This window comes from Peptostreptococcaceae bacterium (assembly GCA_016649995.1).
GTDB lineage: Bacteria > Bacillota > Clostridia > Peptostreptococcales > BM714 > BM714.
Window position 1 is genome coordinate 36658 of sequence record JAENWJ010000006.1, and the last position, 21308, is coordinate 57965.

Consider the following 21308-nt stretch of genomic DNA (forward strand, 5'->3'; position numbering starts at 1 on the left):
TTTTCCGTTGGTTTTGCAGCACTTAGCATTATACAATATCTTTTTGGTGATATGAGAGGAGCTTGATGAAAGTTCATGAAGATAAGATTTTTGATCGAGACTTTGGGATGCAAAGTCAATCAATATGAATCGGAAGCCCTTAGAGAAGCGCTCATTAGGGAAGGCTATGAAGAGGCTGGGCATGGACAAATACCGGATTTGGCGATATTCAATACATGCGGCGTCACGCATCTAGCCGAGCGCAAATCAAGGCAGGCAATAAGGAAATATGCGAGAATGGTTCCCAAGCCCCAAATAGTCGTTCTGGGTTGCTATCCTCAGATTTTCGAAAATGATATAAAAAAAATCGACGGGGTAGACATTGTAATGGGGGCCTGCGATAAGGGCAGGCTTATAGACTTGCTTAAAAAAGAAGAAACGGGTAGTTTCATCAATCCTATTGATGAAGGAGAGCCGTATGACGACCTTTGTCTGGAAGATAACAACGAGAAGACAAGGGCCTTCATAAAAATACAGGATGGTTGCGATAATTTCTGTTCGTATTGCATAATTCCCTATACGAGAGGAAGAACTAGGAGCAGAGCGCTAGAATCCATATTGAAAGAAGCAGAATTACTTGCTCGAAGAGGATACAAAGAAGTTGTTTTAATAGGAATACAATCTGCTTTTTACGGAAGGGATTTGGAAAGGGATATTGAATTGGTGGATGTTGTGGAATCGGTTGCCGGCATAAAGGGAATAGAGCGTGTACGCCTAGGGTCTGCTGAACCTACCTATTTTACGACCGAAAGATTGGATCGTTTGTCTGGCATATGTGAATTTTGTCCGCATTTTCATCTCTCTCTCCAGAGCGGGTCAGACATCGTGCTCAAAGCGATGAACAGAAAATATACGACAGGGAGATACTCGGAAATAATAAATGACATTAAAACAAAGTTTGACAATCCATCGGTAACGACTGATCTTATTGTAGGATTTCCGGGCGAGACAGATGAAGACATTGAAGAGACATTATCATTCATCAGAAAAATGGCTTTTAAGGATGTGCATGTTTTCAGATATTCTAAAAGAAAAGGAACGGCGGCGGCTAAAATGCAGAATCATGTCAATCCGTTTATTGCCAAGAAGCGGAGCATTTCTGCAATTGCATGCGCAAGCGAATGCGCAAAAAATTTCATGGAATCCCAAGTTGGAAGAGTTGAAGATATTCTATTCGAAACTGTTTCCGAAAGCGAGATGTGGGAGGGGCATTCAATGAATTTCACAAAGGTAAGAACGAAATCTAAAGAGACGCTTTCCGGTAGAATTAGGCAGGTCCGATTGATTAGCATGGAAAAGGATACGATTTGGGGAGAAATTGTATAAATGGGCATTGAATCTGTTATAATAATCCAAAGGGGGCGTAGAGATGGAAGATTGTATCTTTTGCAAGCTTGCAAATGGGGAAATTCCGACGGAATTCGTGTACGAAAGTGAGAATGTGGTGGCTTTCAATGATGTAAATCCGGTTGCACCTGTCCATGTGCTTATTATTCCCAAAAAACATTTGGAGTCTGTAAATGATTTGACAGAGCTGGAAGCGGACCTTATTCAAGAGATGACCCTAGCAGCCAAGAATATTGCCGAAAGCCTTGGAATAAAAGATAAAGGCTATAGGCTTATAATAAATACCGGAATAGACGGTGGACAGGAAGTAGGACATTTACATATGCATCTTGTAGGGGGAAGACCCATGAATTGGCCTCCGGGCTAAGTTGTAAAATGAATTGGCCTCCGGGTTAAAAAAAATTGCAAAATATCTTTATATGATGTATAATTTTTAAGTGTTATAGAGTGTTATAAGTAGTCCTCATTTATCATCGGAGGGGGGGATATTTAATGTCTGAAATTTTATTGGGGGAAAATGAAACCCTTGACAATGCGCTTAGAAGATTCAAGAAAGAATGTGCCAAATCTGGCGTTCTTCAGGAAGTCCGAAAAAGAGAGCATTATGAAAAGCCAAGCGTAAAACGCAAGAAAAAGGCTGAAGCAGCAAGAAGAAAGAAAAAGAAATAATAAAGAAGGTGTACGTTTGTGTCACTAAAAAAACAACTCATGGATGATATGAAAACTGCCATGAAGGAGAAGGATCGACTCCGAAAAACGACAATCATTATGTTGAGAGCCGATATTAAGCGTTTCGAAGTTGACGAACGAAAAGAACTATCAGATGATGGCATAATCGATATTATCTCCAAACAGATTAAGCAAAAAAAATCTGCAGTCCTTGACTTTCGAAGAGGGGACAGAGAAGATTTGGTTCAAGAAGCCGAAGCGGAGATAGAAATTCTAATGAAGTATCTTCCCGAGCAGTTTACAGAAGAAGAGCTTAAGGAAATTATTAGTAGTGCTATATCCGAATTGAAAGCTGACTCCATGAAAGACATGGGCAAGGTTATGGGAGCGGTAAAACCCATAATAAAAGGCAAAGCGGATGGAAAGATGGCATCGGATATTGTCAAAGCCATTTTGTCATAGCGTAACGAAAATAGACTCCAATTGGAGTCTATTTATTTTTTCCTCATTATATAAAAAGAGCCGATATTATTATATAATGAAATGTAAGATTGAAAGAAGGCAGGGGATGAATTTGGAAAAAGGCTACATTAGAAAAATACAATTGAATGATGGGAAATTTCAAGCGCAGCTTTTCGGAGACTTGGATGCCAACATAAAGGAAATAGAATCGTTGACGGGAGCGAAAATTACCCTAAGAAATGATGAAATCATAATAAACAGCGATGACGAGGAAAAGTCGACTGTTGCCTTTAAGCTTATCAATGCCTCAATCGAATTAATCATAAAAGGTGAAATCATAGATAAACAGAGAATAAACTATGCCTTGAATCTGATAAGGGATGACGAAAACTTTACTTTATCGAACCTTTCGGAAGATATAATATGCGTTACGAACAGAGGTAAATACATCAAGCCAAAGACAATAGGGCAAAAAAAATATATGGATGAGGTAACACGAAATGATATTGTATTTAGTATAGGACCTGCAGGAACAGGAAAGACTTACTTGGCAGTGGCTATGGCGGTATATGCTTTCAAAAATAAAAAGGTTAGCCGAATCATATTGACTAGACCGGCTGTGGAAGCGGGAGAAAACCTTGGGTTTTTACCGGGAGACCTGCAGATGAAGATAGATCCGTATCTAAGGCCGCTCTACGATGCATTGTATGATATATTGGGGAGCGAGACTTATTTGAAATACAAAGAAAGAGGCTTGATTGAAGTTGCACCACTCGCATACATGAGGGGACGAACACTGGATGATGCTTTTATCATATTGGATGAAGCCCAAAATACTACGCAAGCGCAAATGAAAATGTTTCTTACAAGGATTGGATCCAGTTCAAAGACAATTGTAACAGGAGATGTCACACAGATAGACTTGCCGAAAGGAAAGGCATCGGGACTTAAGCAGGCCGCAGAGATTCTTAAAGAAATACCAGGCATAGGGTTTGTGACGCTTACCGGCAGGGATGTGGTGCGACATAAACTGGTTCAAAAAATAATTAAGGCTTATGACAAATATGAAAAACGCATAGAGTATAAAAAAAGCAGGTGATGAAAGTATGGATGTGATAATTGAAAATCGGCAGGAAAAGGTTGATTTTCGTGAAGCCATTGGCAGACTAATAAAAAAATCGATAGAAGAAACATTGAACTACGAAGGGTTGGATTTTATTGATGAAGTGGATGTGCTCTTGGTGGATAATGAGGCAATAAGGATACTGAATAGGGACTTTAGGGATGTAGACAAGGAAACCGATGTGTTGTCGTTTCCAATGTATAATGGAATTGAAGACATAATGAGTCAAAGGGAGAGAATCGGTCCGATGCTTCTTGGAGATATTGTCATTTCTCTCGAACGCGCGAAAGCTCAGGGTCTGGATTTTGGACATGGCATAGAAAGAGAAGTGTCGTATTTAACAGTTCACAGCATCTTGCATTTACTCGGATATGACCATATGCAAGAAAGCGATAAAAAAATCATGAGAGAGAAAGAAAAAAATATAATGATGCATATGGGAATTGAGAGATAAAGGGGTGAATGCTTTGGGGAAAAAAATGAGTATTTTACTTTTGGTTTTTGCTGTGTTGTTTACTTTTGCGGCATGCACAAAAGGGGAAACGGCCAATCCGCCTGAAGATTTAGGGGAGCAGAGCGAAGCGGAAGCTCCAAATGAAGAAGTACTTGAGGAAGTAGCAGTTCCGGAACAGGAAGAGGAATCTCCTTATCGTTCTGTTTTGACAGGACTTCCGGTTGAAGAAGCCGTAATGGCAAAGCGCCCGATCGCGGTCATGTTGGATAACCATATTGGTGCACGTCCTCAATCCGGTTTGTCGGATGCAGAAGTTGTTTTTGAGATACTGGCGGAAGGGAACATAACAAGATACATGGCCATTCTTCAAGAAGTGGATATGAATTCGATTGGACCCGTTAGGAGCGCAAGGCCGTATTTCATAGATAAGGCTTTAGAATTTGATGCTTTATATGTGCATGTTGGAGGAAGCGTTGCGGCACTTGGCGATATAAATGACTTTGACATGGCCGATATAGACGGCATGAATAGGGGAACAGATACATTTTGGAGGGTGAACCATAAAAAAATACCTCATAATATGTACACAAGTACGAAGGCTCTAAGGGCCGCTGCCAAACGAAGTGAATACAGAACGGATTTTGACATTGGATTTGCATCATTTGGAAAAGAAAATCAAGATTTTAAGGATGCGGGAAACCTTGAAAGCATAAAATTTGGATTTAGTATGTACTACAAGCCTTCATTCGTATACAATGCTGAAAATGAAATGTATGAGAGATTGGTCAAGGACAGTCCACAACTTGAAGAGTTTAGCGCAGAACCCATAAAAGCTAAGAATATCATTGTACTTAAAATGAATACCAAGGTTATTGATAGCGAGGGACGTCTTTCAATTGAAACAGTAGGTAGTGGAACGGGCTATTACATAACATGTGGCAAAAAAATGGATATTGGGTGGAAAAAGGAAAGCAGAAAAGGAAAAACTGTCTATACTAGGAACGGTGAAGAATTAATGCTTAACCCCGGAAATACATGGATTGTTATAGTTCCTATGAATTTGGAAATTGAAATCAATAGTTGAGAGGAGTGGGCGCATTGAATAAAGAAGAATGCAAAAGCTTGATTGAAAAAGCTGCAAAGGCTCGGGAAAATGCATATGTTCCTTACTCGGATTTCAAGGTGGGGGCGGCTGTTTTGACAGTGGAAGGTCAAGTGTTTACAGGATGCAATATTGAAATAGCTTCTTTCGGGGGAACAATTTGTGCAGAGCGCACGGCGATGGTGAAGGCAATAAGCAATGGCTACAAAAGCTTTAAGGCGATTGCCGTTGTTGGAAAAGAAGGCTCGTTCACTTATCCATGCGGAATCTGCAGACAGTTCATTGTAGAGTTTGGCATGAACATTAAAGTGATAGTTGCAAAAACAACTGAGGACTTCAAAATATTTACCATAGAAGAACTATTGCCCTATGGGTTTACAGGGGAGGATTTATAATTATGGCAGTAAAAAAATTCAAATCTGGGTTTGTGACAATAATTGGTCGCCCAAATGTGGGTAAATCTACACTAGTGAATGCTTTGGTGGGCGAAAAGGTTGCAATTATATCGAACAAGCCCCAGACTACACGAAACAGAATAAGTGCAGTATACACTGACAATGAAAAACAAATTGTTTTCATAGATACTCCAGGAATCCACAAACCCAAAAACAAGCTGGGGGAATTCATGGTTCATGAGGCAAAGACGACATTTAACGAAGTGGATTTGATTGTGTTCATGGTCGATGAGTCCAAAAGCATAGGCCCGGGGGATAATCATATTATAGAATCCCTAAAAGAGGTTAGAACGCCCTGTTTGCTTGTTGTCAACAAGCTTGACCTGATAACACCACAGGAATTCAAGGAAATCTATGAAAAGTACGAAGCAATGGGAATTTTTGATGAAATCATTGGGATATCGGCACAAAATCAAATGAACCTTAAAAAGCTGATAAGCACCATAGGTTCATACATGGAAGAGGGTCCAAAATATTTTCCCGAAGATATGGTGACAGACCAGCCTGAGAGATTCATAGTTTCTGAAATAATAAGGGAAAAACTGTTGAACATATTGTATGACGAAGTGCCGCACGGGATTGCGGTCGGAATCGAAAAAATGAAAAAAAGGGAAGATTCCGAAATAACTGATATTTATGCGATAATTTATTGCGAGAAGAAATCCCACAAGGGCATCATTATAGGAAAGAACGGTAAAGTCCTTAAAAAAGTTGGAATCGATGCACGAAAGGATATTGAAAACCTTTTGGGGAACAAGGTGTTCTTGGAAATATGGGTCAAAATAAAAGAAGAATGGAGAGATAGGGACAGCCTGCTCAATCAATTCGGATACAGATAAAGGAGGTGAAGCAATTGGACGAGATAATGGAAACTGAAATTCTGAAAATCACAGAGCAATTGGATCAAAACAAGTTTGTTGAATTGAACGCATACTTGGAAGAAATTCATTCAGCGGATATAGTTGAAATAATTATGGAACTGGAAGAGGAAAATCGCAAAAAACTGATAAGTGTTTTGTCATGGGACAAAATCAGCGATGTTCTTGAAGAAGTGGAAACTCCGGTTTTTATAAATCTTATAAGCGCATTTACAAAAGATCAGAAACGAATGATTCTGGAAGAAATGGGGCAGGATGATGTTGTCGACCTGATTGCTTCACTTGATGATGAGATGCAGAAAGAACTGCTTTCGCTCCTAAATAGTGAAGAGGCATCCAAACTGCAGGAATTGCTCTTCTATGGCAATGATACCGCTGGCGGTATCATGACAAAAGATTATATAGCAGTAAAAAAAGATATTTCCGTATACCAAGCCATTGAAGAGGTTAGAGTGCAGGCAACTGAAGCGGAAACGGTTTATTATGTTTATGTTGTTGACCATATGGAACGGTTAGTGGGAGTTCTTTCACTGAGAGAACTGATTGTTACTAAACCTAATAAAATCATAGAAGAAATCATGAAGGAGCAAGTGATTAAGGTCAACGTGGCCACCGACCAGGAAGAAGTAGCTAAGATGGTTGCAAAGTACAACCTGATTGCTATTCCGGTCGTTGATGATGATGACATAATTAAAGGAATAATCACAGTTGACGACATCATCGATGTCATCGAAAGGGAAGCAACAGAGGACATATACAAGTTTGCAGGAACAAATGAAGGCGAATACAAGATGAAAGATTCTTTTCCAAAGAGAATATGGGCCTCTGTCAGTTCGAGATTGCCTTGGCTTGTTGTCACTGTTTTTGGAGGCATATTGTCTGCAAAAATAATCGGCGGATTTGAAGCGACACTCAACAGCAACACGGCAATAGCCTATTTCATACCATTGCTTGCAGGCATGGGAGGAAACGTGGGAACGCAGTCTTCAACCCTTACAGTTAGGGGCCTTGCAACCGGACAGATTGATAGCAAGGAAGTTTTAAAAATCGTCCTCCATGAGTTCTCTGTCGGTTTTTTAGTCGGCTTGGTTTGTAGCCTTATGGTTGCGGTATTGACCTTCATTTTGCAGGGGGAGATGCTGCTAAGTTTGATTATAGGGGTTTCAATGTGGGCCAACATGATTACTGCCGCGACAATCGGAACGTTGGTGCCTTTGGTATTCAAGAGGGTCGGAGTTGATCCGGCTGTTGCATCTGCACCATTCATTTCAACAACCATAGACATAACCGGAATTTCAATCTACTTCACATTGACCACAATCTTAATGAGCCAATTCAACCTATTCTAAGAGATGAGGTCGTCATGTATATAAAAACAGAAGCAATAGTGCTCAGAAAGGTCTTTTACAACGATTCCGATGCAATATTGACATTGTTTTCTAGAAAACTGGGGAAGATAAGCGTATATGCTCGTGGCGTGAGGAAACCGAGGACTATGATATCGTCAGTTGCGCATCCCTTCATATATGGAGAGTTTATTTTGAGGGGAAAACCCGACATATACAACATTTCTTCGGCTGAAATTATAAATTCAAACTATTCAATCCGCGAGGATTTAAAAAAATTATCGTATGCTTCATATTTTATCGAATTGTGCAGGCATTCAATTCATGAAGGAATGATAAACAATAGGCTATTCAATTTGACGGTGGAAATACTAAAAAAAATGGATGGAGAATTAAGCGATATTGATAAAATCAAGCTTGCGTACGAAATAAAGTTGTTAAATTACTCCGGATTAAAACCCGAAGTTTCAAAGTGCTTAAAATGTGGAATAAATGAGATAGAACATTTAACTGTTTTCAGCATAGCAGACGGCGGAGTAGTTTGTGAAAATTGCTCAAATAAAGAGCAAATTAATAACGGAGTTCCCATAAACAAACAGTTCATACATTTAATTCGATATTTGATTGAAAAAGATATCGATTTAATATGCAAAACAAAAATCAACGAGGGAATGATCAGACATCTAGATAAGATATTCGAATTGTATATAAAGTATCATATGGATATACGGTCGTTTAAAAGTCTGGAATTCCTAAAAACAATCCAATAAAGGGAGGCTATTTAAATGGTATTTACGATTGAAAATGTGGACGAGGTAATACAAAGGACGGGGGCAACATATAAAGAGGCAAAAGAAGCTCTTGAAGCGGCTGATGGCAATGTTCTGGAAGCTGTAATACTGGTGGAAGAAGGAAGAGGAAAGAAATCAGGAAAGGCTGCAAAGGATAAAGGAAACGAAATAGTTGACAAACTAAAGGAATTGGTTAAAAAAGGAAATGTGACAAGGGTGATGCTTAAGAAGAACGACCGTTTGATTCTTGATATTCCAGTAACAGCGGGAGCTATAGGAGCAGTTGTTTTTACACCGGCTACTATAGTGGCAATCATAGTTTCTCTGGCAACCGGTTGTAAAATAGAAATACAGAAGGAGAGCGGAGAAATAATTGATGTAAATGATGTTACTGAAGAAAAGCTTGAAAAAGTAATGGAAATGGCTGAGGAATTTGGCGAATCAGCCAAGGAAAAAGCCAATGAAGTAAAGGAAAAAGCAAAAGAAGCAAAAGAAAAAGCTGTGGGAAAAGCCTCGGAGGTTAAAGATAAAGCTGCTGAAAAAGCTGCGGAAGTCAAAGAAAAAATCACGAATAAGCAAGAGGATGAAGAACTATAGGATTCCTTAAAAAGATGTTTACAAAATCTGTTGATTGTGGTACTATTCATCTAAATGAATAGTGCGTGTGATGAAGAAGAGGTCCTTGAGGAAAGAATTAAAGAGAGCCGGTGGTGCTGAGAACCGGTATTAACATTCACAGGATGGTACTTTTGAGCATTTGTAATGAAGTGGGCATGAATATGCCAAAAAGGGTGGAACCGCGGAATAACTTTCGTCCCTTGCTCTAGAGCAAGGGACGGGAGTTTTTATATTTTTAAGGAGGAAAACATGGCTAAAATTGAAAAAAACAAAATGGACAAATTTGTGGCTTTGTCAAAGTCCAGGGGATTCATTTTTCCGGGATCTGAGATTTACGGCGGATTGGCCAATACCTGGGATTATGGTCCGCTGGGCGTAGAATTCAAGAATAATGTAAAAAAGGCATGGTGGAAAAAATTCATTCAAGAGTCGCCATACAATGTAGGAGTGGATGCGGCAATACTTATGAATCCTCAAACATGGGTGGCTTCTGGTCATGTAGGAGGCTTTAGTGACCCTCTCATGGACTGCAAGAATTGCAAATCGAGGTTCAGGGCTGACAAGTTGATTGAGGGCTATATTGCCGAAAACGGAAAAGAACCGGAAGTAGTAGATGGTTGGTCAAAGAATAAAATGGAGGAATATATACGAGACGAGGGAGTTAAATGCCCCGAATGCGGCAGCAGCGACTTTACTGAAATACGTCAATTCAATTTGATGTTCAAGACATTCCAGGGCGTAGTAGAGGATTCGATGGCGGAGATATATCTTAGACCCGAAACAGCCCAAGGGATATTTGTAAATTTTCGAAGTATACAGAGAAGTTCTAGGAAAAAGATACCATTTGGGATAGGCCAAATAGGAAAGTCGTTCAGAAATGAAATAACACCGGGCAACTATACTTTCAGGACAAGGGAATTCGAACAAATGGAACTCGAATTTTTCTGTGCGCCGGGAGAAGATCTGAAATGGTTTGAATATTGGAAGAATTTTTGTAAAAATTGGTTGGATATGCTTGGAATGGACATGGAGAATATTAGGTTAAGGGATCATGAAAAAGAAGAATTGTCCCATTACAGCAACGCTACTACCGATTTTGAATACAATTTCCCATTCGGATGGGGAGAGCTTTGGGGCCTTGCAGATAGGACTGATTACGACCTAAAACAGCACATAGAGCATTCGGGCGTAGACATGAGATATCAGGATCCGGTAACGAATGAAAAATACATCCCGTATTGCATAGAACCTTCATTAGGCGCGGACAGAGTTGCATTGGCATTTTTGTTGGATGCATACAATGAGGAGCAATTGGAAGACGGAACAGAACGCGTCGTTATGAAGCTGCATCCTTTCCTTTCACCGTTCAAGGCTGCGATATTCCCTCTTTCCAAGAAATTGAGCGAAGAGGCTAAAAATGTTTACACTATGATATCAAAGCACCACAATGTTGATTATGACGAGTCTGGCAGTATTGGCAAGAGGTATAGACGCCATGATGAAATAGGGACTCCATATTGCATAACAATAGATTTCGACACATTGGAAGATGAATCCGTAACCGTAAGGGATAGAGATACGATGGAACAGAAGAGAATGCCTATAGAGGAATTGATACAATTTTTGAACGAAAAAACAATGTTTTAAAAAGCAGGCCATTTGGCCTGCTTTTTTTTCAAAAATAATATATAACACAACGTTATTTCTGTTATAATAACAAATAGTGTAACATATAAAACGAAAAGAGGTGATTGAAATCCAATACAACGATAGGCAAAAGCGCATTATTGAAATCGTAAAAGAGCATCAGCCTGTAACCAGCGAAAAAATATCGAATCTTCTTAATGTCAACAGGTCGACTATTAGGCCCGATCTTTCAATACTTGTAATGACTGGGATACTTGATGCCCGGCCGAAAGTCGGTTATCTGTATGTTGGAGATCAGGAAGACAAGGTCATAGCCAACCACATACGAAATGTTAAAGTGAACGACCTAAAGTCAATCCCGGTTGTGGTGGATGAAAAAACAATGGTATACGATGCCATCGTTTTCATGTTCATGAAAGATGTGGGTACTATATATGTGACTTCGAAGGGATATTTGAGCGGAGTTGTTTCAAGAAAGGATTTCTTGAAGACGGCAATAGGCGGCAACGATATAAGAAAAATTCCGGTCAATGTAGTAATGACCAGAATGCCCAATCTTATAATAGCATTTTCTAACGAATCAATATATGAAGCAGCACAAAAATTGATAAGTTGTGAAATAGACAGTTTGCCGGTTGTTGAGAGACTCATAATTGACAATGCAGAAGTCTATAAAGTAGTGGGCAGAATATCTAAAACAAATATAACCAAATTTTTCGTAGAATTGGGAACAAAAGAATTTGGAGGGCTTTATGATGCATAATCAGATTGTTATTTTCATAGTTTCGGATTCCATTGGAGAAACAGCTGAACAGGTCGTCAGAGCAGTATTGGGTCAATTCAAAGGAAATGATTATGTACTCAAGAGATACGCCTTCACCGATACTGAAGATAAAATTTATAATTTGATAGACGAAGCAGATGAGCAGAATGCAGTTGTTGCTTTTACAATAGTCGTACCTGAACTGAGGAACCTTATGGTTGAAGAGTGCGAGTCCCGGGGGGTAGTATACAACGATATACTTAGTCCGATGATTGGTACATTCAAAAGAGCCATAGGCACTGAGCCTTTGAATCAGCCCGGTACGATAAGAAGGCTTGATGACAAGTATTTTAAAAAGGTGGAAGCAATTGAATTTGCGGTAAAGTATGACGACGGGAAAGATCCTCGAGGTATTAAGAAAGCTGATATTGTTCTTATTGGCGTATCCAGGACATCAAAGACTCCGCTAAGCATGTATCTGGCTCACAAGAACATAAGGGTTGCAAACATACCGTTGGTTCCTGAAGTTCCTGTTCCGGATGAATTGTTTGAGATATCTTCAAAGCGTATCATTGGATTGATTACAGATCCCGAAAAACTCAATGCAATACGATTGGAAAGGCTTAAAAGCATGGGACTTAGCAATAGTGCGGTTTATGCAGACATGAACAGAATAATGGAAGAATTGGAATATGCCGAGAAATTAATGAGAAAAATAGGATGCCCTTTCATCGATGTTTCGAATAAAGCAATTGAAGAAAGTGCAAATACTATTATTCAAATAATGAAGGAAACCAATATTTATTAAAAGGGGAGGGCAATACAGTGAGCGAATTTGTATATCTTTTCAGTGAAGGAAACAAAGATCTGAAAAGCCTTTTGGGGGGAAAAGGCGCAAATCTGGCGGAAATGAAAAACATAGGGTTGCCAGTGCCCGAAGGTTTTACTATCACAACGGAAGCATGCAACAATTATTATGAAGAAGGCAAGAAACTAAAAGACTCAATAAAACAGGAAATTTTCGATAAGATTGGCAAGTTGGAATGCATGACAGGAAAGAATTTTGGAGATAATTCCAATCCCTTGCTGGTATCCGTACGTTCCGGAGCGGTTGTTTCTATGCCGGGGATGATGGATACGGTATTGAACCTTGGTTTGAACGATATTGCGGTCGATGGCTTGGCCAAGCTTACGGATAACGAGCGATTTGCTTATGACAGCTATAGAAGATTCATACAGATGTTTTCCGATGTTGTATTAAGCATACATAAGTATAAGTTCGATGCAGTTTTGGACAATGCAAAAGAAGAACGCGGATATTCAAACGATACTGAGCTGACAGTTGAAGACCTTAAGAAAATAATAAATAAATACAAAGCAATAGTAAAAAAAGAGACAGGTGAAGATTTTTCTCAAGAGCCGAAAGAACAATTGTTAAAAGCTGTTGAGGCTGTTTTTGATTCATGGAACAATAAAAGGGCGATTACCTACAGAAGAATAAACAATATTCCAAATCATTATGGTACGGCAGTAAATGTACAATCCATGGTATTCGGAAATATGGGGGAAGATTCAGGCACGGGTGTTGCATTTACAAGGAATCCTTCAACGGGTGAAAATAAGGTTTTTGGCGAATTTTTGATGAATGCTCAAGGGGAAGATGTGGTTGCAGGAATAAGAACGCCCAAGTCAATCGACGAGCTTAAGGATGTAATGCCTAGTGTGTACAGCGAGTTCATTGACATAGCGAAAAAACTTGAAAACCATTATAGAGAGACACAGGACATAGAATTCACAATAGAAAAAGGAAAATTATTCCTGCTTCAGACACGTACTGGAAAGAGAACAGCTTTTGCTGCGGTAAACATTGCCGTTGATATGGTAAACGAGGGCCTTATAGAAAAAGAAGAAGCCTTGCTTAGAATTAAACCGGAACAAATTGATCAATTGTTGCATCCGACCTTTGACGAAAAGGAATTGGCGGAATGCAAATCGATAGCAAAAGGGTTGCCGGCGTCACCTGGAGCGGCTTCCGGAAAGGTCTATTTCACTGCTGAGGCGGTTGTTAAAGCCATAGCAAATGGCAGCAAAGGAATACTTGTAAGGATGGAAACATCTCCGGAAGACATTGAAGGCATGGCTGTCGCCGAGGGCGTGCTGACTTCAAGAGGCGGAATGACATCCCATGCTGCAGTTGTTGCAAGGGGAATGGGCAAGTGTTGCATTGCAGGTTGCGGAGAAATCAATGTAGATGAGAAAAACCGAATATTTACTGTTGGAGAAAAAGTATTCAAGGAAGGCGACTATATTTCTTTGAATGGAAAAACGGGCGATGTTTACGAGGGAGTCATAAAAACAAGCAAGGCGCATCTGAGCGGCAGCTTTGCAAAGATAATGGAATTGGCTGATGAAGTCAGAAGCCTTGGAATAAGGACGAATGCAGATACACCGAAGGATGCGCAAGCCGCGGTGGAATTTGGTGCAGAGGGTATTGGATTGTGCAGGACCGAGCATATGTTCTTTGATGAAAAGAGAATCAATTATGTCAGGCAAATGATTGTTGCTGACGACGTTTTGCAGCGAAAGAAAGCCTTAGCACATCTTCTGCCTTTCCAAATGGAAGATTTTGAAGGCATTTTCAAAGCCATGATGGAGCGTCCTGTAACAATAAGACTGCTTGACCCGCCTCTTCATGAGTTCCTTCCAAAAGATGAAGAGGAAATAAGAGATCTTTCAGCAAAAATAGGCGTTGAATTTGAACGATTAAAGGAAAAAGTGGCAAGTCTAAAAGAAATTAATCCTATGCTGGGACATAGAGGTTGCAGGCTTTCAATAACATATCCGGAAATCTATGAAATGCAAGTTGAGGCTATTGCGAAGGCGGCAATTAATGTAAAAGCCCAGACCGGTTTAAACATAAAACCGGAGATTATGATTCCATTGGTTGGACATGAAAATGAAATAAAGTACAACCGTGAATTGGTAATCCGAACAATAGATAAAGTTCTTGCGGAAACGGGAGCATCTTTGGAATATATGATAGGAACAATGATCGAAGTTCCGCGAGCTGCCGTGACGGCTGATGAAATAGCGAAATATGCCGAATTTTTCTCATTTGGAACAAATGATCTGACGCAAATGGGATTCGGATTTTCCAGAGACGATGCCGGCAAGTTTATCAATGAATATGTTCAAAAGAACATATTCGAATGCGACCCGTTCGCAAAGCTCGATCAAAAGGGAATAGGGAAATTGATGACCATTGCAATCGAGCTAGGAAGAAAAACTAGGCCGGGTATTAAACTTGGTATTTGCGGAGAGCATGGTGGAGAACCTGATTCCATAGACTTTTGTTATAGGATAGGGCTTGATTATGTATCATGTTCACCGTATAGAGTGCCGATTGCACGATTGGCAGCTGCCCAGGCAGTTATAAGGAATAGGTAAAGAGCTAGCAGAATAGAGATACGAAAAACCCTTTAAAAAGAGCCGATACGTTCTTTTTAAAGGGTTTTTCGTTTTATTGTTGTATATATATATATATACCAATAAAAGCGGAATGGAGGCCGAGAGATGAAACCAAGACTGGAATATGAACAAAGGGAAAAAGAATGGCTTTCTGATAAAGCTTGTCTTTCATCTCGAACTCTTGGGAGAAGGAAAGAGGAAATCCCTTGCGATATCAGAACCGATTTTCAGAGAGACCGGGATAGGGTTATACATTCAAAATCATTTAGAAGGCTTAAACATAAAACACAAGTTTTTCTTTCGCCTGAAGGAGACCACTACAGGACGCGTATGACGCATACCTTGGAAGTGGCACAGATTTCAAGAACTATAGCAAGGGCTCTTAGATTGAATGAGGACCTAACGGAGGCTATTGCAATGGCGCATGATTTGGGGCATACACCGTTCGGTCATTGCGGAGAAACGGTTTTGAACCAAATTTATCCGGGCGGGTTTATTCACAATGAGCAAAGTCTAAGGGTCGTGGATTTGCTTGAAGAGGGTAGATATGAAGGTTTTGGGTTAAATTTAACAGATGAAGTAAGGGATGGAATTCTCCATCACAATGGAAAGCAGGAATGCAAAACATTGGAGGGTGACATCGTTCGTCTGAGCGACAGGATTGCATATATAAACCATGATATTGATGACGCAACGAGGGCTGGAATGCTTGAAATAACACAAATCCCAAAGGGATGCTTGGATTGTCTGGGAGAAAGCCATGGGGAACGCATAAATACAATGGTGGTAGATGTGATAGAAAACAGTATGAATAGGGAATATATTAGAATGAGCGAACAAGTCGCTTATCATACGAATAAATTGAGGGATTTCATGTTTGAACATATATACTTGAATCCGAAAGCAAAAGGTGAAGAGGTAAAGGCACAAAGAATAATCGAACAGCTTTACGACTATTTTACTGTTCATCAAGAAGAACTGCCGGAAAATATCAGAAGAGAAAGTGGTCATTTAGAGGGCGTTAAAGACTATATTGCCGGAATGTCAGATAGATATGCTATCAAGAAGTTCAAGGACATATATATTCCGGAATATTGGGTGTAAAAATTTAAGATTCCGACTATTTAAGTAAAAGCAGGGAAATAGAAAAATTTGCAGAAATAAAGTAATTCGTCAAATTTGCGGGGTGGATTAAGATGCATAGGTCCTACACGGACGCTTTAATTGAAGAAGTGGGAAACAGGTCTGACATTGTAGCCGTGGTTTCTCAATATATAAAACTGAAAAAGACAGGCAAAAATCATAAAGGACTATGCCCTTTCCATAATGAAAAAACGCCTTCTTTTATAGTGTCGGAGGATAGGCAAAGATATCATTGCTTTGGTTGCGGAGCTTCAGGAGATGTAATAGAATTCGTAATGAACATGGAAAAACTTGATTTTGTAGATGCCCTCGAGTATATAGCAGAGCAAAACGGGATTCGGCTAGAGGATTATCTGAAGAAACATGATAATACTAAGGTTGTAATGGACAAAACCGTATTGTATGAATTAATGAGGGAAGCTGCAATTTACTACTATAGCAACCTTAAAAAAAGCGCGGAAGCGCTAGGTTATCTCAAAAAAAGGGAAATAAAAGCAAAAACCGTCAAAAATTTTGGATTGGGATTTGCAACCGAAAGCTGGGATGGAGCGATAAAATATCTTAATCAAAACAAGGGCTATTCGCTTCGGGATTTGGAAAGATGCGGCTTGATTATTAAAAGAGAAAAAAGCTCCGGTTATTATGATCGTTTCAGAAATAGAATCATGTTTCCCATATTCGATATACGGGGCCGCGTTGTGGGATTTGGAGGACGTGTGCTCGATGACAGTCTACCAAAGTATTTGAATTCGCCCGAGACCGAACTTTTCAATAAAAGGGGTTTGCTGTTTGGATTGAATTTTGCTAAACGATTTACAGGAAATGAAAAAAAAATCGTGATTGTGGAAGGATACATGGATGTAATAGCTTTGCACTCGAGAGGAATACAGAATGCGGTAGCATCTTTGGGAACGGCTCTAACGGAAGACCATGCGAATTTGCTTAAGCGCTATGGCAAGGAATTAATTTTGTCGTACGATTCTGATTCGGCTGGAGAAAATGCAACGGAAAAAGCCGTGGGGATACTGGAAAAAACTCTTTGCAAGATAAAAGTGATTCATTTGGAAGGTGCGAAGGATCCGGATGAGTATGTCAAAAAAAATGGAATAGATGCGTATCTCGATGAAATTAAATATGCATTGCCTGCTCTAGATTATAGGATATTTTTGCTGAGAAAAAGGTTTGAAATGACTTCTCCTCAGGAACGAATTGAATATATGGAAGAGCTTAAAGCGCTATTTGATACGGTTCCAGACCTTTTGCAGAAAGAAGTTTATCTAAAAAAAATAAAAAACGAAGAGCCTGAAATAGGGGGGCTTCTTGAAAAAGCTATGAAGCGGAATTCGGGGGGGAAGAAAAAAAGGGCGAGTGAATCGAACCGAGTGTACAAGGTCGACAGCGACAAGAAATATGAAACTGAACGTATTTTTCTAGGGCTGCTTATGACAGGAAAAGAAGTGCTTCGAGGCGTTGAAAGAATAATAGAAGATTCGGATTTCGCGTTGGATACGCATAGAGATCTGTATAGGGCGCTATGCCGTAGTTATGATACACATGACATTATAAGCAGAGAAGACATGACTAATGATCTAGATATCGAAAGCATTGAGGAGCTAACGAAAATCTTTGCAATAGATACTGATTCGATAATTTCGGAGAAAAATACTCGCGAGATTCTTTACGGATGCCTGGTTTCGATGCGTATGAGCAGGATAGAGAATGAACTGAAGGGATTTGATAAAAATAAGCTTGAAAAAGAAGGAGATTTGATAAGGATTAAAGAACTATATAACGAACTGAATCGTTACAGAAATTTGAGAAGCCGGATGGATGCATTGAAAGAATCTGATTTGTTGCCACCGGGGCAAAAGAAGGGAGGGGAGTCAAATTAAAAGTCCAAAAGAAAAGAAAAAAAATGATGAAAATATTTCGTTGCTTGTGCAAAAGGGAAAGAAAAAAGGTACGTTGACATATTCTGAGATTGCCGAAGCATTTGAGGAAATAGACTTGGACAAAGATGAAATAGAAGAGATTTATGACTCTTTAACTTCTGCAGGAGTTGAAATCCTAGGTGACAAAGACGAGATAATCGGTTTGGCCGACGATGAAGAAATAAGTCATAAAGAGGTAAAAGAGAAGGAAATCGCAGTACCTAAGGGCGTAAACATAGACGATCCGGTTAGAATGTATTTGAAAGAAATAGGGAAGGTGCCCCTTTTGACTGCGACCGAGGAAATAGAGTTGGCGCAGGGAATGGAAGCAGGAGACGAAGAATCTAGAAGAAAGCTGTGTGAAGCTAATCTAAGGCTTGTTGTGAGCATAGCCAAGAGGTATGTTGGAAGAGGTATGCTTTTCCTTGATTTAATCCAGGAAGGAAATTTGGGGCTCATTAAGGCAGTAGAAAAATTCGATTGGCGAAAAGGCTATAAATTTAGCACTTACGCTACCTGGTGGATTAGGCAGGCAATCACTAGAGCGATTGCAGATCAGGCGAGAACAATAAGAATACCTGTTCATATGGTTGAAACAATTAACAAGCTTATTCGTGTATCTAGGCAGTTGCTTCAGGAACTTGGCAGGGAGCCGAAGCCCGAGGAGATTGCCGAAGAAATGGATATGCCGGTAGAAAAAGTAAGAGAAATACTTAAGATAGCACAGGAACCTGTATCGCTCGAAACACCTATAGGGGAAGAAGAAGATAGTCATCTTGGGGATTTCATACCCGATATTGATGCGCCTGCACCTGCTGAGGCTGCTGCTTTTTCGATGCTTAAGGAACAGCTGATAGAAGTTCTTGACACATTGACACCGCGTGAGCAAAAGGTTTTGAAACTGCGATTTGGTCTTGAAGACGGAAGAGCGAGAACACTTGAGGAAGTAGGCAAAAAATTTGATGTGACAAGAGAACGAATCCGTCAGATTGAGGCAAAGGCATTAAGAAAGCTTAAACACCCAAGCCGAAGCAAGAAACTTAAAGATTATCTGGAATAAAGATTCGCATATGCGAATCTTTATTTTTGAGGAGGATTTCAATTGAAATTGGACCCAAGGCTGCAGGCAATAGCTGAATATGTAAAAAAAGGTGAATCTGTTGCCGATATAGGAACGGACCATGGATATATACCGATATATTTGGCAGAAAACGGTATAAGTTCAAAAGTCTTTGCGACTGATGTAAACAAAGGTCCTTTGAACAATGCAAAAGGGATAGTAAAAACGCAGGGCTTTGAGGAAATAATAGTGCTAAGGCTCGGAAATGGATTGGCACCTGTAATTGGCGAAAAGATCGACAAGATCATCATTGCCGGGATGGGGGGGCTCTTAATAAGGGATATTCTTATTTCGGGAGAGGCATTGATATCAAGAGAAAATACCAAACTAATTCTCCAGCCCATGGTGGCGCAATCGGAATTGAGAACATGGCTTAAAGGGAATGGTTTCAGAATCATATCGGAAAGACTCGCAAGGGACAAGAAGAAGTTTTATGAAATTCTGCTGGTCGAAATGGGAGTAGAACCTTGTGATAATCTGGTATATGATGAAATAGGATCTAAACTGCTTGAGGAAAAGGACCCCTTGCTAAAGGCATTTGTAAGCCACAAAATAAGGAAATACGAAATAATCTTGGATAATATAACGCAAAACGCTGCGGAATCAGAGCTGATGTATAAGAAAGCCCATGAAATAATTGATCGAATAGAGAAACTTAAGGAGGTTTTGGAAAAAATATGAAAAGGAAAGATCTTTTAGATTTGCTGCAGAGAAAATTTCCTGAAGAATACGCAGAGGATTGGGATAATACAGGATTTATAATAGATGTTGGAAAAAATGAATATGAGCGTATTCTAGTAGCGCTCGAACTCACGCCGGAAGTATTGAGCGAAGCTCTTGGGCTTGGCGTGGACATTGTAATAACCCATCACCCGATTATTTTCAAATCGATCAAAAAATTGAGCACACAGACAGTTGAAGACAGCATGATAATCGAGTGCATAAAACACGATATTTCAGTTTTTACCATTCACACCAATTGCGATAACTATGAGGGAGGAACAAACGATTATCTTTCCAAACTTATTGGACTAAGAGAAACAGAAGCTCTTTTACCATTGGAAAAGACCTATATCAAATTGGTCGTTTTTGCTCCATCTGGATATGTTCAAGCAATCAGAAATAGAATGGGCGAAATGGGCGGAGGCGGCATTGGTCTCTACAGCCATTGCACATTCGCAGTAAAGGGTACGGGTTCGTTCAAACCCCTCGTTGGTTCAAATCCATTCGTTGGAGAAATAGGTAAGCTGGAAACAGTTGAGGAAATGCGGCTAGAGACTATTTTACCTTTATCTAAGCTTGAATCTATGGTGAAGGCCATAAAAGAGGTGCACCCATACGAAGAAATGGCCTACGATATAATACCTCTTGCCAACCTTCAGAAAAAGGCTGGAAACGGAAGGGTTGGAAGGCTTGATAATCCAATGTCATTGAAAATACTTCTCAAAAATTTGAAAAGTATTCTTTCTGCTGAGGCATTGAGATATACAGGTGATGAAAATAGAATAATTGATAAAGTCGGGCTTTGTACCGGAAGCGGATCGGATTTGATAAGAGAGGCTTATAGAAAAGGTGTGGACTGTTTTTTGACGGGGGATATAAAATATCATGATGCGCAGTTTGCAAGGATGAATAATATGGTCCTTGTCGACATAGGCCATTATGAAAGTGAAAACATATTTAAGTACGCTTTCAGGGAAATGCTTGTTGAAGAAATAGGAATCATTATGCAAAAATCAGACATACTGGTATCAGAAGAAGATATTAACCCGTTCAAATTTTTTAAATGAGTATTTTGACAGAAATACGTCTTTATGATATCATTAGCATTCGAATGAGTAAGTCAGACGGTCGCATATGAAAATATGAGTAAAGTCCGAGCTCCGCAGAGCAGGGTGCTGGGTAACCCCCAGTGGAGGCAACTTTAAGGATAGTGCAACAGAAATATACCG

Annotated in this window: 21 protein-coding genes; all 21 read left to right on the top strand. The window is 39.7% G+C overall.

From position 1 onward, the window contains the following. The first annotated feature begins 75 nt into the window (after nucleotides 1-75). The 21 genes from mtaB to JJE29_02485 all read left to right on the top strand — a co-directional run bounded on the left by mtaB (nucleotide 76) and on the right by JJE29_02485 (nucleotide 21146). Nucleotides 76-1365 (top strand): tRNA (N(6)-L-threonylcarbamoyladenosine(37)-C(2))-methylthiotransferase MtaB, encoded by a 1290-nt coding sequence (mtaB, locus tag JJE29_02385; GenBank protein MBK5251478.1) that lies wholly within the window; start codon nucleotides 76-78, stop codon nucleotides 1363-1365. Between the two features lie 43 nt (nucleotides 1366-1408). Then, complete coding sequence (locus tag JJE29_02390; protein MBK5251479.1) at nucleotides 1409-1753, top strand: histidine triad nucleotide-binding protein; 345 nt, start codon at nucleotides 1409-1411, stop codon at nucleotides 1751-1753. 125 nt (nucleotides 1754-1878) lie between these two features. Further along, the gene (locus JJE29_02395) at nucleotides 1879-2055 is read left to right on the top strand and encodes a 30S ribosomal protein S21 (protein ID MBK5251480.1); all 177 of its coding nucleotides are present in this window, start codon (nucleotides 1879-1881) and stop codon (nucleotides 2053-2055) included. 18 nt (nucleotides 2056-2073) lie between these two features. Then, on the top strand, nucleotides 2074-2517 hold the full coding sequence (locus JJE29_02400; protein MBK5251481.1) for a GatB/YqeY domain-containing protein: 444 nt from the start codon (nucleotides 2074-2076) through the stop codon (nucleotides 2515-2517). Nucleotides 2518-2623: 106 nt separating this feature from the next. Then, entirely contained in the window at nucleotides 2624-3616 is a 993-nt protein-coding gene (locus JJE29_02405) for a PhoH family protein (GenBank protein MBK5251482.1), read from the top strand. A gap of 7 nt (nucleotides 3617-3623) precedes the next feature. Beyond that, entirely contained in the window at nucleotides 3624-4094 is a 471-nt protein-coding gene (ybeY, locus tag JJE29_02410) for an rRNA maturation RNase YbeY (protein MBK5251483.1), read from the top strand. 25 nt (nucleotides 4095-4119) lie between these two features. Beyond that, the gene (locus JJE29_02415; protein ID MBK5251484.1) at nucleotides 4120-5178 is read left to right on the top strand and encodes a DUF3048 domain-containing protein; all 1059 of its coding nucleotides are present in this window, start codon (nucleotides 4120-4122) and stop codon (nucleotides 5176-5178) included. Beyond that, nucleotides 5175-5591 (top strand): cytidine deaminase, encoded by a 417-nt coding sequence (cdd, locus tag JJE29_02420; GenBank protein MBK5251485.1) that lies wholly within the window; start codon nucleotides 5175-5177, stop codon nucleotides 5589-5591. The genes JJE29_02415 and cdd overlap by 4 nt, the downstream gene beginning before the upstream one ends. Before the next feature lie 2 nt (nucleotides 5592-5593). Continuing rightward, nucleotides 5594-6490 (top strand): GTPase Era, encoded by an 897-nt coding sequence (gene era / locus JJE29_02425; GenBank protein MBK5251486.1) that lies wholly within the window; start codon nucleotides 5594-5596, stop codon nucleotides 6488-6490. A gap of 26 nt (nucleotides 6491-6516) precedes the next feature. Beyond that, entirely contained in the window at nucleotides 6517-7878 is a 1362-nt protein-coding gene (gene mgtE / locus JJE29_02430; protein ID MBK5251487.1) for a magnesium transporter, read from the top strand. Nucleotides 7879-7892: 14 nt separating this feature from the next. Continuing rightward, nucleotides 7893-8645, top strand: a complete 753-nt coding sequence (gene recO / locus JJE29_02435; protein MBK5251488.1) for a DNA repair protein RecO — start codon at nucleotides 7893-7895, stop codon at nucleotides 8643-8645. 15 nt (nucleotides 8646-8660) lie between these two features. Then, nucleotides 8661-9263 (top strand): DUF4342 domain-containing protein, encoded by a 603-nt coding sequence (locus JJE29_02440; protein ID MBK5251489.1) that lies wholly within the window; start codon nucleotides 8661-8663, stop codon nucleotides 9261-9263. 270 nt (nucleotides 9264-9533) lie between these two features. After that, on the top strand, nucleotides 9534-10931 hold the full coding sequence (locus tag JJE29_02445) for a glycine--tRNA ligase (GenBank protein MBK5251490.1): 1398 nt from the start codon (nucleotides 9534-9536) through the stop codon (nucleotides 10929-10931). 100 nt (nucleotides 10932-11031) lie between these two features. Beyond that, nucleotides 11032-11694, top strand: a complete 663-nt coding sequence (locus tag JJE29_02450; GenBank protein MBK5251491.1) for a helix-turn-helix transcriptional regulator — start codon at nucleotides 11032-11034, stop codon at nucleotides 11692-11694. Beyond that, nucleotides 11684-12502, top strand: a complete 819-nt coding sequence (locus JJE29_02455) for a kinase/pyrophosphorylase (protein ID MBK5251492.1) — start codon at nucleotides 11684-11686, stop codon at nucleotides 12500-12502. The genes JJE29_02450 and JJE29_02455 overlap by 11 nt, the downstream gene beginning before the upstream one ends. A 17-nt stretch (nucleotides 12503-12519) precedes the next feature. After that, nucleotides 12520-15141: a pyruvate, phosphate dikinase gene (locus tag JJE29_02460; GenBank protein MBK5251493.1), complete on the top strand. Its 2622-nt coding sequence runs from the start codon at nucleotides 12520-12522 to the stop codon at nucleotides 15139-15141. Nucleotides 15142-15267: 126 nt separating this feature from the next. After that, complete coding sequence (locus JJE29_02465) at nucleotides 15268-16266, top strand: deoxyguanosinetriphosphate triphosphohydrolase (GenBank protein ID MBK5251494.1); 999 nt, start codon at nucleotides 15268-15270, stop codon at nucleotides 16264-16266. Between the two features lie 92 nt (nucleotides 16267-16358). Beyond that, nucleotides 16359-18197: a DNA primase gene (locus tag JJE29_02470; protein ID MBK5251495.1), complete on the top strand. Its 1839-nt coding sequence runs from the start codon at nucleotides 16359-16361 to the stop codon at nucleotides 18195-18197. Further along, entirely contained in the window at nucleotides 18193-19296 is a 1104-nt protein-coding gene (rpoD, locus tag JJE29_02475; GenBank protein ID MBK5251496.1) for an RNA polymerase sigma factor RpoD, read from the top strand. Before JJE29_02470 ends, rpoD begins: the two co-directional genes overlap by 5 nt. A 42-nt stretch (nucleotides 19297-19338) precedes the next feature. Next, the gene (locus tag JJE29_02480) at nucleotides 19339-20037 is read left to right on the top strand and encodes an SAM-dependent methyltransferase (protein MBK5251497.1); all 699 of its coding nucleotides are present in this window, start codon (nucleotides 19339-19341) and stop codon (nucleotides 20035-20037) included. Further along, on the top strand, nucleotides 20034-21146 hold the full coding sequence (locus JJE29_02485) for a Nif3-like dinuclear metal center hexameric protein (protein MBK5251498.1): 1113 nt from the start codon (nucleotides 20034-20036) through the stop codon (nucleotides 21144-21146). Before JJE29_02480 ends, JJE29_02485 begins: the two co-directional genes overlap by 4 nt. Nucleotides 21147-21308 lie beyond the last annotated feature (162 nt).

What these genes read in the sequence shown, in the direction of transcription:
- JJE29_02465 (MBK5251494.1), top strand. Translation starts at nt 15,268, where the DNA reads ATGAAACCAAGACTGGAATATGAACAAAGGGAAAAAGAATGGCTTTCT.
- JJE29_02415 (MBK5251484.1), top strand. Translation starts at nt 4,120, where the DNA reads ATGAGTATTTTACTTTTGGTTTTTGCTGTGTTGTTTACTTTTGCGGCA.
- mtaB (MBK5251478.1), top strand. Translation starts at nt 76, where the DNA reads ATGAAGATAAGATTTTTGATCGAGACTTTGGGATGCAAAGTCAATCAA.
- recO (MBK5251488.1), top strand. Translation starts at nt 7,893, where the DNA reads ATGTATATAAAAACAGAAGCAATAGTGCTCAGAAAGGTCTTTTACAAC.
- JJE29_02470 (MBK5251495.1), top strand. Translation starts at nt 16,359, where the DNA reads ATGCATAGGTCCTACACGGACGCTTTAATTGAAGAAGTGGGAAACAGG.
- JJE29_02390 (MBK5251479.1), top strand. Translation starts at nt 1,409, where the DNA reads ATGGAAGATTGTATCTTTTGCAAGCTTGCAAATGGGGAAATTCCGACG.
- JJE29_02445 (MBK5251490.1), top strand. Translation starts at nt 9,534, where the DNA reads ATGGCTAAAATTGAAAAAAACAAAATGGACAAATTTGTGGCTTTGTCA.
- JJE29_02455 (MBK5251492.1), top strand. Translation starts at nt 11,684, where the DNA reads ATGATGCATAATCAGATTGTTATTTTCATAGTTTCGGATTCCATTGGA.
- mgtE (MBK5251487.1), top strand. Translation starts at nt 6,517, where the DNA reads ATGGAAACTGAAATTCTGAAAATCACAGAGCAATTGGATCAAAACAAG.
- JJE29_02440 (MBK5251489.1), top strand. Translation starts at nt 8,661, where the DNA reads ATGGTATTTACGATTGAAAATGTGGACGAGGTAATACAAAGGACGGGG.
- JJE29_02485 (MBK5251498.1), top strand. Translation starts at nt 20,034, where the DNA reads ATGAAAAGGAAAGATCTTTTAGATTTGCTGCAGAGAAAATTTCCTGAA.
- ybeY (MBK5251483.1), top strand. Translation starts at nt 3,624, where the DNA reads ATGGATGTGATAATTGAAAATCGGCAGGAAAAGGTTGATTTTCGTGAA.
- JJE29_02395 (MBK5251480.1), top strand. Translation starts at nt 1,879, where the DNA reads ATGTCTGAAATTTTATTGGGGGAAAATGAAACCCTTGACAATGCGCTT.
- JJE29_02405 (MBK5251482.1), top strand. Translation starts at nt 2,624, where the DNA reads ATGAATTTGGAAAAAGGCTACATTAGAAAAATACAATTGAATGATGGG.
- era (MBK5251486.1), top strand. Translation starts at nt 5,594, where the DNA reads ATGGCAGTAAAAAAATTCAAATCTGGGTTTGTGACAATAATTGGTCGC.